At 57.0% G+C, this 14,429-nt stretch carries 11 protein-coding genes; 5 read left to right on the forward strand and 6 right to left on the reverse strand.

Annotation, left to right across the window (positions count from 1 at the left end; genetic code table 11):
• Window positions 1-3 precede the first annotated feature (3 nt).
• The 4 genes from ACYVI2_RS10835 to ACYVI2_RS10850 form a co-directional block, all read right to left on the reverse strand.
• On the reverse strand, window positions 4-1,032 hold the full coding sequence (locus tag ACYVI2_RS10835; protein ID WP_415819987.1) for a TRAP transporter substrate-binding protein: 1,029 nt from the start codon (window positions 1,030-1,032) through the stop codon (window positions 4-6).
• A gap of 75 nt (window positions 1,033-1,107) precedes the next feature.
• A complete protein-coding gene (locus tag ACYVI2_RS10840) occupies window positions 1,108-2,079 on the reverse strand; it encodes an SMP-30/gluconolactonase/LRE family protein (RefSeq protein WP_415819986.1) in 972 nt (323 codons plus the stop codon).
• 15 nt (window positions 2,080-2,094) lie between these two features.
• A complete protein-coding gene (locus ACYVI2_RS10845; RefSeq protein ID WP_415819985.1) occupies window positions 2,095-3,033 on the reverse strand; it encodes a hydroxymethylglutaryl-CoA lyase in 939 nt (312 codons plus the stop codon).
• Between the two features lie 194 nt (window positions 3,034-3,227).
• The gene (locus ACYVI2_RS10850) at window positions 3,228-4,136 is read right to left on the reverse strand and encodes an AraC family transcriptional regulator (protein WP_415819984.1); all 909 of its coding nucleotides are present in this window, start codon (window positions 4,134-4,136) and stop codon (window positions 3,228-3,230) included.
• Window positions 4,137-4,383: 247 nt separating this feature from the next.
• On the opposite strand from ACYVI2_RS10850, the gene ACYVI2_RS10855 reads away from it, so the two are divergent.
• Window positions 4,384-5,763, forward strand: coding sequence for an NAD-dependent succinate-semialdehyde dehydrogenase (locus tag ACYVI2_RS10855; RefSeq protein ID WP_415819983.1), 1,380 nt, complete (start codon window positions 4,384-4,386; stop codon window positions 5,761-5,763).
• Complete coding sequence (locus ACYVI2_RS10860; RefSeq protein ID WP_415819982.1) at window positions 5,747-6,136, forward strand: enoyl-CoA hydratase-related protein; 390 nt, start codon at window positions 5,747-5,749, stop codon at window positions 6,134-6,136. Before ACYVI2_RS10855 ends, ACYVI2_RS10860 begins: the two co-directional genes overlap by 17 nt.
• Here the strand turns inward: ACYVI2_RS10860 and ACYVI2_RS10865 are convergent.
• Both ACYVI2_RS10865 and ACYVI2_RS10870 read right to left on the reverse strand, forming a co-directional pair.
• Complete coding sequence (locus ACYVI2_RS10865) at window positions 6,092-6,997, reverse strand: LysR family transcriptional regulator (RefSeq protein WP_415819981.1); 906 nt, start codon at window positions 6,995-6,997, stop codon at window positions 6,092-6,094. The two genes, ACYVI2_RS10860 and ACYVI2_RS10865, sit on opposite strands and share 45 nt — an antisense overlap.
• Before the next feature lie 83 nt (window positions 6,998-7,080).
• A complete protein-coding gene (locus ACYVI2_RS10870; protein WP_415820023.1) occupies window positions 7,081-7,974 on the reverse strand; it encodes a prohibitin family protein in 894 nt (297 codons plus the stop codon).
• Between the two features lie 243 nt (window positions 7,975-8,217).
• Here ACYVI2_RS10870 and ACYVI2_RS10875 point away from each other — a divergent pair, with 243 nt between their 5' ends.
• From ACYVI2_RS10875 to ACYVI2_RS10885, 3 genes are all read left to right on the forward strand, one after another.
• Window positions 8,218-9,252 carry a DNA/RNA non-specific endonuclease gene (locus tag ACYVI2_RS10875; RefSeq protein ID WP_415819980.1) on the forward strand — a complete coding sequence of 345 codons (1,035 nt, stop codon included), beginning with the start codon at window positions 8,218-8,220 and terminating at the stop codon, window positions 9,250-9,252.
• A 171-nt stretch (window positions 9,253-9,423) separates the two neighbouring features.
• Window positions 9,424-11,796 (forward strand): type VI secretion system Vgr family protein, encoded by a 2,373-nt coding sequence (locus ACYVI2_RS10880; protein WP_415819979.1) that lies wholly within the window; start codon window positions 9,424-9,426, stop codon window positions 11,794-11,796.
• A gap of 89 nt (window positions 11,797-11,885) precedes the next feature.
• Window positions 11,886-14,411, forward strand: coding sequence for a DUF2169 family type VI secretion system accessory protein (locus ACYVI2_RS10885; RefSeq protein ID WP_415820022.1), 2,526 nt, complete (start codon window positions 11,886-11,888; stop codon window positions 14,409-14,411).
• Window positions 14,412-14,429 lie beyond the last annotated feature (18 nt).

Here is a 14,429-nt window from a genome sequence, read left to right on the forward strand (position 1 = left end):
GGCCTACTCCTGCATTTTCTGAATGCGTTCGACCATGCCTTCAGGCCAATCTTTGCCTTCGTACTGTTTATAGACGTTCGCCAGCGCGGCCTGGAACGCGGCTTTGTCGGGTTGCGTATAGGTCACGCCAGCATCTTTCAGCAGTTTGACGGCGTTGTCGTCCAGTTCTTTATCCAGTTTCGTCGCGACCTGGCCGCCGGCCTTGGCGGCGGCGACCAGCGCAGCACGCTCCTTGTCGCTCAGGCCCTGCCAGGTACGTTCGGAAATGAACCAGCCTGTGAGCTCATAGGCGTGGTCTGTCGCTGCCCAGTACTTGGCTTCTTCGTGAAAGCGCAAGGGGATAGACAGATCAAAACCATTGTCTTGTCCGTCGATCATGCCTCTGCCCAGGGCCGTGTAGATTTCCGTCATGCCCAGAGGCACAACTTGTGCGCCTAGTGTTTCGAACGTGGTTTTCAGGATCGGAATGGACGGAATACGCAGTTTCAAGCCTTTCACGTCTTCCGGTTTGTTGATCGCGCGTGAGACGGTTTGCAGCGCGCGAGGGGAACGGATGCCAAAGGCGGCGAATACCCGGACGCCGGACTTCTTGGCGACCTCGTCGAAGAGTTTCTGGAATTCGTCGCTGTTGACGATACGTTCGGCTTGCTCGCCGCTTTTGAATAAGTAGGGCGCGTACAGGATGTTCAGGGGCTGCGCGCCGCGTAGAAAGACCACTGAACCCAGGCCAAAATATCCCATGTCCAAGGTGCCCAACTGCATGGACGAGAGGATCTTGCTGATATCCCCCAGTTGTCCATCGGTGTAGACATGCACCTTTAGGTCGTCTTGCGATTGTTTGGCCGCCTCGTCAGCGAAGGCGCGCATCGCATGGTCCCAAGGGCTGTTCGATGCGGCGATGGTGGCGATTTTCATCTCGCGCGCCTGCACGTCGTTTGCGAAACCTAATGTGCCGGCGACGAGCGCAGCGGCTACCGATACGGTCAAGAATATTTTTTGTCTGCAGGCCTGCATAAGCCGTTGCTGCTTCATGATGTCTCCTCCCTGGGGGCTCGTCGTCTACGGACGTATTGCCTTTGTGATGCGCGATGAACATCGCGCCGATCTTTACCAGTTCCAGTGCACGGGTTTCAGGCCAGCGACGGGGGCGTCGAATACCGCCAACGAGGTGCCGTTGATGCAGCCCATATACGCCGTTTTTCTATCGGACCCGCCAAAGGCCAGGCTGGTGATGTTCTGCAGCTTTACGCTGTGGTTGTCGTACACCAGGGGACGGCTCAGGCGATTTGCCAGGTATTCGGTTTCCAGTTTGTCGATATGTGCGGCATCGAGGTCTTCGATGATCAGTTGCTGCTGGCCGTCGGGACTGACGCGGATGACGCGGTTGGACACAACACTGATGACCCAGATATGGCCTTCTTCGTCTACCGCCATGCCATCCGGATAGGTGCCTTTGCCAAATTCGGTAATGACGGTGCGCTCACTCAGGGTGCCATGCGCCCCGATGCGAAAGCGCAGCAGGCGGCGGCCAAAGGTCTCGTTCACGTAGAGGAACTGTCCCGTGGGATCCGTACGGCACTCATTGGTCCAGTGTATGTCCTGTGCGACGACGCGCACGCCTTGCTGGTCCTGTACGGCGATGAATCCATCGGCAATATCACGGCGGAACTGATGATCGCCTTTGCGTACGGTGCTGACACAGATCCATAGCCGTTCGGCGTCATCCAGCCAGACAAAATTCACACTGGGCAGGGCGATGCCATCGATCTCCTGGATATGCGGCGCGGCCTGCCCATTGCGGGTGATGCGCCATACGCCGCCGTTATCGGCTAGATTGGCGACGGTAAAGGATCCGTCGCGCATCAGCGCAAATCCATTGGGAATGAGGCCTGGCTGGGCGCCGATCAGGCGCGCGTCGCCATTGGACTGGATGTGCCGAATGCCGCCAGCCTTATCCGATACATAGAGATCTCCCGTGGCGGTACAAAGCACGCATTCCGGACGGTTGAGGTTGACGGCAGTTTCACGTATCGCTGAGATCGGCAGTGCGGCAGGCGATAGACGGGTCGTATCGTTCATCGGAGCTCCTCGGCGTTAACCCACGGCGGCAGTGGCGGCATGCACGTCATGCAAATTGAGGCGGGGGCCTGCCTTCATCAGTTGCCCGGGCAGACGCCTTCCCACCACGGTTTCCAGGCGCTGTGCAATGCGGATCAACGCCTGCAGGTCAATGCCGCTGTCGATGCCCATTTCGTCCAGCAAATAGACCAGGTCCTCGGTACAGATATTGCCTGTGGCGCCGGGCGCGAACGGGCATCCGCCGAGGCCGGCCAATGAGGACTCATAGGACGTGATGCCTGCCCGCAGGCCTTCGACGACGTTGACTAGGCCTATGCCTCGCGTGTTGTGAAAGTGCAGGGATATTTTCATGTCGGGGGCTTCGGCGAGCAGGGCCTCTACCGTCTGCCGTACCAGCTTCGGTGTCGCCATGCCGGTGGTATCGCCCAGCGTTACCGCGTTGAATCCCAGCTCTACGAAGCGGTTAAAGATGGTCTTGACCACGCCCAGGTCCACATCGCCTTCGAAAGGACAGCCAAAGGCCACGGCGATGGCGCCCTTGCGTTGCAAGGGTTTGTCCTTGAGCAATTCGGCGATCTCTTCGATATCGCGTAGCGATTGCTCGATGGGGCGGTTCAGGTTTTTCAGGTTGTGGCTTTCCGTGGCCGACAAAAACACCACCACTTCGTCTGCCTGGGATTCCAGCGCACGCTCGACGCCTTTGCGGTTGGGGGCCAAGGCGCTCAGTACCACCCCCGGCTTTTTGCGCACCCCTGCAAGTACGTCGACCGCATCGCGCATCTGTGGGACGGCGCGCGGAGACACAAAGGATGTGGCCTCGAAATGCCGCACGCCGGCATCTATCAAGGCATTGAGAATGTCGACTTTTGTGTCGGTAGGCACAAACTCGGATTCGATCTGCAATCCGTCGCGCAGGCCTACCTCCACGATCTCGACTCGATCTGGAAGCGTCACGGTGTCTGTCTCCTGATGGCCAGGCTCGCAGCGGTCGAACCCGGCGTGCTGATGTTTGTTTTTATGTTCGGAGATCAGCGCCGATGCGACAATTCGTGAATATTCGACGGGGCATCGTCAAACGCGATGGCTGATGCAGCAAAAGTGGAACCCGTCGTTGCTTCAGAGCCTCCTGCAGGTAGCCAGTAAACCCCTCAATGCGAAGACACATAGACAGCAGCCGAGTGTGCAGGCGGCACGGCAAACTCCGCCTTCATGCGCTTGACCTCTTCGACCGGGCTGCGTCCGAACAGGCGCTTGAACTCGCGGCTGAATTGCGAAGGGCTATCATAGCCGACGTCGGCACTCGCCGCCGCGGCCGTCATGCCGTTGCGCACCATCTGCAAGCGTGCCTGGTGTAGGCGTATCGACTTCACGTACTGCACTGGAGACGTCTGCGTTACGGCTTTGAAGTGCGTATGGAATGTGGGCACGCTCATTCCCGCTTCCCGTGCCAGTTGCTCGACACTGAAATCGGCATTGAACGAGGCATGAATGCGGCGCAGCGCACGGGCAATCTTGCCGAACTGTCCGTGCATGGACAGCGCCGATCGCATCGACGCTCCTTGTTCTCCCGTGAGCACATGGAAATAGATTTCCCGAACTAGCGCCGGTCCGAGTATGCGGGCCTCGAGCGGATGGCTCATGGCGTGCAGGAAACGCACGAGAGATTCTCCTAGCCGGAAGTCCATCGGCGTGGATATCAAGCCCCGCGGTTGGGCGGGCTCTGCACCACCATGCTGATCGATCTGCAACATCAAATCCGCGGCCAACTTGAAGTCCAGATGCATGTAAATCGCGAGCAGCGGTTCTTCGGCGCTGGCGTCGGTCTCCATGGTGAACGGCACGGGCACTGACACCGCCAGGTAGTGCTGGTCATCGTATAGATAAACCCGGTCGCCAAAGTACCCGAGCTTTCTGCCCTGGCACACGAATACGATGCCGGGATCGTAGAGCACGGGGACGGCGGACAAAGGACGGTTGGAGCGCAAGAACCTGACGTCAGACAGCGCAGTCAGGTTGTATCCCTCGTTAGGAGCCATCCGTGCCAGCATTGACACCATTCGTGTTCTCAACGCGTGCATGCTGCCCGCTGCGCCGCCGCTGGCCGTCCCCATAGCAGACCCTCTATCAATAAACGCCTGACATCTCAGGATAACGCTATGTTATCTGTAATCATAGAATCAGGCAAAGATATGAGACTGTATGCCATGTTTTATCGATCCATCAATAACTATTATTCAAGGCACCGACCGAGCCATATTTTCGCATGGCCGGCGTTATGGCGATCAATCGGAGCTGCAAAACATCATGATCAACGTAATTAATCCTGCCGACGGTTCAATCGTCGGGCAAGCCCCTGACATGGACGCGATCGAGGTGAGGGCGGCGATAGACCGTACCTGCGATGCCTTTCCCGCGTGGTCACGCAAACTGGCAAAGGAACGCGGCGACATGCTGCGCCGCTGGTTCGACCTGGTTAGCGCCGACAAGCAAGTCTTCGCTGAAATCATGGTCAGCGAAAATGGCAAGTGCCTAGCCGAAGCGCTGGGTGAAATCGAATACGGACTCGGATTTATCGAGTGGTATGCCGAGGAGGCCAAACGGGTGTATGGAGATACCATTCCATCGCACGCCGGTAATGCCATGGTCTTGGTCACGAAAGAACCCGCCGGTCCAACCGCGGCCATCACGCCTTGGAATTTTCCCTTCATGATGATCACGCGCAAAGTGGCGACGGCGTTGGCAGCGGGCTGCACGATGGTGATCAAACCGTCTGAAGAAACGCCGCTGACGGCATACAAGCTGTTGGAATACGCGCGTAGAGCGGGTATCCCCGAAGGGGTCTTCGAGATGGTGACGGGCTCTCCGCAGGTCATCGGAGAGCTGTTTACGCAGGACGAGCGCATTCGAAAAATCTCTTTCACTGGCTCGACTGCGGTGGGCAAGCTGCTGGCCGCCGCCAGTGGGCGGGCGCTCAAGAAAATGACGCTTGAGCTGGGGGGGAACGCGCCGTTCATTGTCTTTGACGACGCTGACCTTGATCAAGCTCTGGCAGGCTTGCTGGCCGCCAAGCTGCGAAATTCAGGGCAGGTGTGTATTTCACCCAATCGCGTCTATGTGCAAGAAGGCATATACGACCGATTCGTGGCCGCGCTGGTCGAAAAGGTCGCAGAAGTCCGCGTGGGTCATGGAATGCAGCAAGCCTTTGTCGTGGGGCCGCTCATTAACCAGGCGGGTTTGGACAAAGTGCTGCAATTGATCGAAGGCGCCAAACAGCAGGGCGCGTCAGTGCTGTGGGGGGGCAAACCGCACGCCCAGGGCGGGCTGTTTTTCGAGCCCACTGTTCTGGCTGAACTCAACGACGATATGCAGATTGCCAAGACCGAAATTTTCGGCCCCGTTTTTTCGATTTACCGCTTTCGCCACGAGGATGAAGTGGTCGATAGGGCCAACAATACCGAATACGGCTTGGTTGCCTATGCCTATACGCGGGATGTCGGACGCGCGTTCCGCCTGTCCCGCGATATCCAGGCGGGCATGGTGATCCTGAATTCCGGATCGGTAGGCACGGCGTCCGTGCCGTTTGGGGGCGTCAAACAATCTGGCTACGGGCGCGAGGGCAGCTTCTATGGAATCGAGGAGTATGTCGAAGTCAAGTATGTGCTAATGGGTGGCCTGGATACTTGAATCCGATGGCGATCATTTCTGCACGGACGGCAACGTAAAGGACATGGAGCACGGATCAGACTTGATGCAGGGCTCGGCGACGCAGGTGCGGGCCAGACTGAAATCAACGCTGCACCGGATTACTCTCGCCCTGGAAGCATTACAGGTGCCGTCCATTGCGGCAGTGAACGGGGCCGCCGTGGGCGCTGGCTGCGACCTCGCGCTGATGTGCGATGTGCGCGTAGCGAGTAGCCGTGCCACATTCGCGGAGAGCTTTCTACGGCTGGGGCCGGTTCCGGGATTGGCGGCGCGTGGTTTTTTGACGCGGCTGGCGGCGAGTTTTTGGCTCTCAATCCACTCGGGAAGCCGCCTGCAATATCAGGTGGTCCAGTAGTAGCCGTGCCGCGCCCGACAGTGTTTCGTTGCTGCGCACGCATAGTTTCAACTGGCGTTGGGCCCAGCTGTCTTTGAGCGGAATGATGCGCAGGTCCTCGGCCGCGTGGATGGACAAGGCCTTCACCGGCACAATGCCCAGTCCCAGATTCGCTCGTACCATGGCGACCAGGGCATCGTAGGACGTGACCTGGAAACGTAAGCGTAACGTTCGATTAATCGCCGCAGCTTCCCGGGTAAATAGGTAGTTTGCAGCGCTGCCCCGGTGCATACCGACGTGGTCGAAGTTCAGGGTTTCCGAGAAAGCAACGGACTTGCGACGTGCCAACACGTGGCTGCGTGGGACCACCACAGCCATCACATCACGATGATAGGGATAAATGTCCAGGCCCTCTTCATCGTCGGATTGCGTATACACGCCTATGTCGGCGGCATTGTCGACGACCGCTCGCGTGACGCCCGCGCTGACGGATTCTTCCAGGTCTATCTGCACATGAGGGTGCTGGTCCATGAAGCGCCGCAGCTCCATAGGCAGAAATTGTGCGATTGACGATAGGTTGGCCGCCACCCGAACACGGCCGCGCAGGCCGGTGGAATAATCCTGTATCTCGGCAGCCAGGTCTTGCGTTTGATGCAGCAATGCACGGGCACGCCGGGCCAGGGCGCGGGCGGCGCTGGTAGGTTCGACACCGCGGGCATGGCGTTGGAACAGGATGACGTCTAGCGTGCGTTCCAGTTCAGACAGGCGCTTTGACAGTGCCGAGGGGGCGATATGTTCGCGCACGGCGGCAGCAGCGATGCTGCCTTCTTCGAGTACTGCCAAGAAGACCTGCAGCGAGTAGAGGTCTAGCCGAGTCGTCATACTTCGCAAGTTTACGTGCCGTGCGCTCCAGAATCCAGCCGCTGACGTGGGGGAAATGTCAGCAGCTGCCTGCGATATGGCGGTTACTTGATCCCGATGAACGGCAGGGCGGACCCTGGCACCTGCGTTTCCGGGAGTTTGCCGTCCCATTTTTCGACCGCGTTCAAATTCACGAGATTAGTGTTGGTGGCCAAGGCGCGGGCCTTGGCTTCAATGGCTGCTGCTTCGGCATCGCCGCGCAGTTTGATTCCGTCGGCCTCGGCTTTGTAGGCAGCAACGCGCGCGCGGGCGGCAGCCTCTGCCTGGACGACCTGGATTTCAGCCTGGATTTCCGCGGTCTGCTTCTGCTGGCGGGTCGTTTCGATCTGCACCTGGGCCAGCATGCGTTTTTCGATGCTGTCTTCGTAGGCCTTTGAGAAGCCGACTTCTTCGATTTGTACGCTCACGACGTTGATGGGCACATCCTGCAGCGCCGCGCGCATGGCGGTGTTGGCATCCATGCCCATTTTTTCGCGCTGTTGGATCGCACTGGCTGCGGTGTATTTACCAAAGACGTTCTTGATCACGTCGAAGGTGCGGCGCTCGATCACGCGCTGTTCCACATTTTCGAGGGTTTGATATTCGGAATACAGTTCAGCGACCTTGGTGGGCGGCACCTGATAGGTGATAGACACGCGCAGCGTGGCCGGTTGCTGGTCATAGCTGTAGGCCTCCAGCGGCGCCGAATGCTGGCCGCCAAAGGTAATGGTGTGGTCCCGCACGGAAATCGGATGCACCGCGTCGATGACTGGTATTTTGAAACCCAGGCCAGGCTCGGCCACCGCCACGATTTTGCCGTTGCGCAGCACCACGCCGCGATCACCCTGGTCCACCTGGAACCATGACCCGAAAACGAGCGTCAAAATGATCGCAAAGATCACGATGCCCAGGAATCCCCACTTCACTGCCCCGCGCGCCTGTTGTGCGGCGTTCTCCATTTGCTGCTTGGTTGCCATGAGGCTCTTCTCCGATTATTTGAGACGGTTGCCGTTGCGTTCGGCAAGATAGGCTTTAATGCCCTTGACCAGAAAGAAAGCGACCACGGCTATCCCGATCAGTATGAATACGGTACGCATGCGTATTATTCCTTTTTTGCTGGTACGGGCCGAATCATACGTCATCTACAATTGGGCGCTGTGCCGGCGATAGAGATGCGCCGGCCCGCAGCCTCATAAAGTAGTATGACCCGCGCCAAGAAATCAGCCCCGAAAAAGAAACGTTCAACTTCCAAGAGTCCATCCAGGCCGGCCAATCGCTTGATGCGATTTACGCGGGCGTTCGTCGTTGCCGGGATAGCGGGTTTCAGTGCCGGCACGTATGTCCTGAATCCGCAATGGGACATGCCGTCTCAGTGGCAATTGCCGAGTCAATGGCAGTTGCCCGCATCGGCAAAAGAAATCCTGGCTCATCTGGGCTGGCAATGGGGGCGGCTGACGCAAGGCGCCGGGCAGGGGGCATCTGCCCAGACTGCACCCGCCGTCAAACTGAGCGGCCCATCGGTTCAAACTCAATTTTTTGCGTGCCCGCAGTTTTTCCCTGGCCAGCATTCGCCCATCGTCCCGGCAACACAAGGGTTGCGTGAGCTGTGTTTTTCCGGATTTGCCGTCTTGCATAGCGGCCAGACCAAGACGCCGGTTTTTGTCGCTGAGCGCTTGAATCGCCAGTTGTTGACGCAGGCCCAAGGCTTGCAACGGACCGACAAGTTCTATAGTGAAGCGCGCTTGCCTCAGGCCGAGCGGGCTGATCTGGACGACTACAAGGGCTCGGGCTATTCGCGCGGCCATATGGCGCCTGCTGCGGATATGTATAGCTCGCAGACCATGGCGCAGAGTTTCTCGTTGGCCAATATGGTGCCGCAGGACCAGACGCACAATGCCGGTCCCTGGAGCCGTATTGAGCAGGACACGAGAAAATATGTGATGAGGGCGTCGGGCGACGTTTACCTATTCACCGGGCCGGTTTATACCGAAAATCCCAAAGCCATCGGCACCGGGGTCGCCGTGCCCACCTATCTCTACAAGCTCGTCTACGACGCGACGACGGGGCGGTCATGGGCATATTGGCAGGCCAATAGCGCCAGCACCAAGGCTGGTCCACCTATCACGTACGACGAATTGGTCAAACGGACAGGGATACAGTTTTTGCCGGCAAAGACTCTGGGGGCTGCATCGGCGATGAGGTCCGGTGGGGCAGCTTCAGGCCCATCGGTTCAGTGACAGGACTGCGCCAGTGAATGGCGAGTGAGCATTTTCAACAGAGATGCTTCAAATGTAATCTTTATTAACTGTCATACAACTGGCATCTCGAAAATCTAGCATGGTCCCGAAAATGTCATAGTCGGATCAGGGTTATCCGCACTCATCTAACACTTGGATCGAGTTGGGATCATGAATAGAGTCGTTGTCGCAGAGACCGCCCTGGGCGCGGTACTGGAATTCAAATGCATGCATGGGCGCGAAGCGCTGTCCGAATTGTATGAGTTTGAAGTAGAGCTCGTGGCGAAAACAACGGCCATCAGTGGCACCTCGGTATTGGGCAAGCCGCTGACGCTGGAAATAGAAACCGAGGGCGGCGCAAAGCGTTATCTGAGTGGCGACGTGACCCGGTTCGCCTATATCGGGCAGGAGTCCGGCGGTCGGCGCCTGGCACGTTATCGCGCTACCGTCAGTCCTTGGCTGTGGTACCTGACGCGCAATCGCGACTGCAAGATCTATCAGAACAAAAGCGTAGTCGAAATACTGGACGAGGTGCTCGGGTCGTATTCCGGCTACGTTTACGAGAAACAGCTGCAAGGCAGTTACCGGACCCGCGAATATTGCGTCCAATACGAAGAAAGCGATTTCGATTTCGTCAGTCGGCTGATGGAGCACGAAGGGATTTATTATTATTTCAAGCACGAAAAAAATCAGCATATCCTGGTGCTGACCGACGATATCGGCGAGCACAAGCCTTTGCCGGATTATCCTGCCTTGGATTATTTTCCCCGAGACAAGAACGTTCTGGCCAGCGAGCAGACGATTCATGCCTGGAGCAGTGGCGAACAGCTGCGGGGTGTCGAGTACGTCGTCAATGACTACAACTTCAAGAAATCCAGTTTGAACCTGCATAGCCGTCTCAAAGAGGCCTATCCGGTGGAGCAGGCCAATCGCGAGATCTATGAATGGCAGGGCGGATACGCCGATATTCAGGACGGCGAGCACTACGTCAAGATCCGGCTCGAGGAAACTCGTTCGGCCAGTGAGCGCAGCAGCGGCAGCGCCAATGTGCGTGGGTTGGCGCCCGGCTATACGTTCAACTTGCGGCGCAGCCCGCGCAAGGTGGACATCAAGGAATATCTCATTGTCTCGGTCGAGTATTTTCTGACCGAGGCGGGTTATCACTCTGGCAGCGAGGACGGAGAGTATCGATTCGAGTTCACGGTTCAGCCGACCAGCTTGCCGTTCCGCGCGCCGGTGATCACGTCCGTTCCCAAAACCACAGGCCCTCAGACAGCTGTGGTGACGGGCCCGGCGGGGGCAGAGGTCTATACCGACGAATACCAGCGCGTGAAACTGCATTTTCGCTGGGACCGGTATAACCAGCCCGACGAAAACAGCTCGTGCTGGGTGCGCGTATCGAATGATTCGGCGGGTAATGGTTATGGGGCGGTCAGCACGCCGCGGGTCGGCCAGGAGGTGGTGGTGGACTTTATCGGCGGCAATCCCGACCGTCCCTTGGTGACGGGGCGCGTCTATAACGATCGCCAGATGCCGGCGGGCGGATTTACGCCGTCACCGACTATTGTGGGATTCAGCAGCCGTTCCCATCATGGGACTCCCGCCAACGAAAGCTATTTTTATATCGAAAATAAGCTGGGCGGCGAGTATGTGCGGCTGCATTCGGAAAAAGATCTGCACGTGGTCGTCGAGGGCCTGGAGACGCGTGACGTAGGTGAATCGCGTACCACCACGATCGGTGATTATGAGGACAATACGGTTGTCGGGTATCAAAAGAACCTAGTCAAGTCCTATCGGGATACGACCATCGAGGGATACGACAAGCTGACGGTCACCGGTGGTGATCGAGAAGAAATCTTCAAGCACAATTACAAGAACACGACGACATCGAACATCGACATGACCTCGACCTCGGGTCATGTCCACATTAAAGCGGACAGCGGCTACGGCGTATTCGAGGCAGATAACTATATACGCGTCAAATCGACTGGCGACAACAGTGTCTGGCTGCAAAAGGGCGGACCGGACCATCAGTTGGAGTTGATCGGGGACAATGCCACGCTGAAAGCCCCTACGGACGTCTATATAGATGCCACCGGCGGCAAGGGCGAATTCACGACGGCCACCAGCATGAAGCTGTTTTCGGATGCCGGGCCGCTGGATATTCAGCGAGGCGGTGCGGATCATTCCATCAACATGACGGGTGGCGACATGATGGTGAAGTCGCCGAGTACGATCACGCTCAAGACAAACCAGTTGATCATGGATGCGCCCACGGTCACAGATACTCATAAATCGAATTTCACAAAAGGCATATGGAAAGGCGAAGCCTTCGTTGAGATATATCAATTCCGCGCTTTCCATCAGTCCATTTCGGCGGCGAGACATCAGGTGAACGTGTCGCAGAATACCTACTATGTGAAAAAGCTGGATCTGGGAGTGCTCAAATTGGATTACTGCGCATTCCGCGGCCAAAATGAGCCTGCCAGATTCGAGCTGGGTGGCCCCAAGGTATTGCTCAAGGCGCTACTCCTGGTTGTTTGATGAAAGTCCTGAAGCCCAATCGACTATCGTGCCTGACGCGCCCATATCGGTATCTGAACAAAAACTACCTGGCGGTCAGCGCATATGTGATGATCGACTTTTCTTCTGAGTTGTTCCTGGAGACTGAGCAAAGGCTGTGGGGCATATTCAATGAAGAGTCCATCCTGAACTTCGGTGTTGAAGCTCTGGATCTGGGCATTCCCAAGCGCACACCGGAAATTATTTTGAACGCCTATGGCTTCGGTGCCTATGCGATCGAGGGCAGGACGGCCGTATCGGTGTGCGTCAACCATGTCAGAAAAGATTTATGGGTGACCGGCGAGCGCTATTGGTCGGATGGCCGGCCCAGCCGGGCGCTTCCTTTCGACAGGATTCCTATCAGTTGGCGCAATGCCTACGGCGGCGCAGGCTTTGATGAAAACCCGCTGGGCAAGGGCTATCTGGAAACCGACGTCAACGGCCTGCGTGCCCGATTCCTGCCGAATATCGAAGACCCTGCGAACCCCGTTGTGCGTGAAGGACAGCACTATCGCCCAGCGGGATACTCGGCGATTGCCATCGAATCGCCTGGCAGGAACCGGATGCTCGGGACCTATGACGAACAGTGGCGGATCCACGAGTTTCCTGGATTTGCCAGGGATATCGATTGGAGCTATTTCAATCAAAGTCCGGCGGGCCAACGACTGAATCGTCTTGAGGCTGGGGACGAGATTACGTTCATCCATCTGCATCCGGAAAAGGACAAGCTGGTCACGACCGTGCCGCCGCTGGCTGCCAAAGCGTTTATCAAACGAGAGGCAGACATGGCAACGAATAGCGGTTTCCTGCAAGACGTGCCGCTGAATCTAACGACCTATTGGGCCTATCCGCATCTGGAGAAGACGATTCTGGTGTATCAGGGCGTCGTGGAGATCAATGAGGACGATGCCAGCGACATCAGCCATATTGTGTATGCGGTTGAACACCACGATTCGCCCAAGACATTGGCGTACTACGAGGATATTTTCCACAAGCGTACTCATCCTGAAACGGGAGGATTTCATGCGTTGCTGGATAAACAGCTCGTTGACGCCCGCTGGATTCGTGCGACTTCGCTGGACGAGGTGGAGCTCTCTCCGCTGCTGCGCAACAAGCTCAGGAAACTGGAGAAAGAGCTGACGAACAACGTCCTGCAGGATGCGCCAACGTCAGAGAAATCCGCAGCGGTGCTGGAGGTGGAGGCAGAGCTCGCCTGGTTGAAAAAAAGCCAAAACGGAAAAATCGCGCAGGACGAGATGATTGAAGAGGCGCTTACCCGGCAGCGGCAAACCATGACGCTCAAGGCTGCCAAGGAGCGGTTTCGCAAGGGGCGCAAAAGGCCCGAGCCAGCCTCCGATGACGTGCCTCAATCAATGATCGAGGCGCGCGGGCGCTTTTTGAAGGAGCAGCAGGAAGCGCTATTGGCGTCGCTCAGGGAAGAGGCCCAGAAGCAGGTCGAAGCGGTCGGGGGCGCGCAGGCGACGACCGCCAGCGCCGCGCAGATTCAATTGCAACAGCTGCGGCGACAGCAGCTCGAACAGTTCGAGGACACCGTGGCCAGAGCACCCGGTGCACGGACCGGAAAGCGCGATTATTCCGGCAATCCGAGGACCTTGTATCGTATTTTTGGGCTGAATCAGCGCAATACCGAGCCGCTGCCAGCGGGTTTTGATGGCTACGGATTGCACGAATTTATCGCGACCAGCGCGTCTTACTCGGGCTGGGATGTGAGTGGCCTGGTCATCAGAGATAGCCGAATTTCTGATTGTGATTTCAGCAAAGCGAAGATGGCATGCTGTGATTTTGATCGCGTCGTTTTCACTGGATGCGATTTTTCGTCGGTAGATTGGAGCCGGGCGCACTTTAATGAGTGTCAGTTTATCGATTGCCGATTGTCTGGTGTGCAATCGGATAAGGCGCGGTTTGACGGCTGTCGCTTTGTTCGATCGGATCTGCAGGAGTGGATGCATTTCAGGATCAGGCTGAAAGACTGCCGTTTTGAGCACTGCCGCTTTGTCAATTTCCCCGTCGTGCGTGGCAGATTGGAGCGCGTCGTCTTTGCGCATTGTCATTTTTTAAGGCACACCTTTCTCAAGGGATCGATCGACGGGCTGCGCATGGAGGCTTGCCATATCGATTCGATGACATTCGTCGAGATGCAAAAGTTGCGGGCGTTTCACATGATCGAAAGCAATGCGTCCAAACTCTATATTGCGCCCTCGACCACGATCGGCGAGCTGGAAATTTCCCACTCGATTATTTCGGCATCGAGCTTCAGGAAACTCGATCTCACTCGCGCAAAGGTCATGGCCAGTGACTTGAGTACATGCGATTTTTCAGAAACGAGGATGCATGACGTCAGTCTGTCGGATAGCTTTTTTAAGCAGAGTCTGTTTATCCGGACGGATTTTTCTGGTGCACACATCAGCAATTCGGATTTTAGCGAGACGCAAATGAAGTCCGCCGATTTACGTGCAGCACGGATGCTGCACGTGTCTTTTTTCAGTGCCGAGCTGGCGATGATCAAGGCCGATGCAGGCACAGTTCAGCGCGATATGTTGATGGAACGATCCAATATTTATCCGTTGCGTAAATAAACCATGGAGCAAGCAGTA

Source organism: Bordetella tumbae (assembly GCF_054780995.1).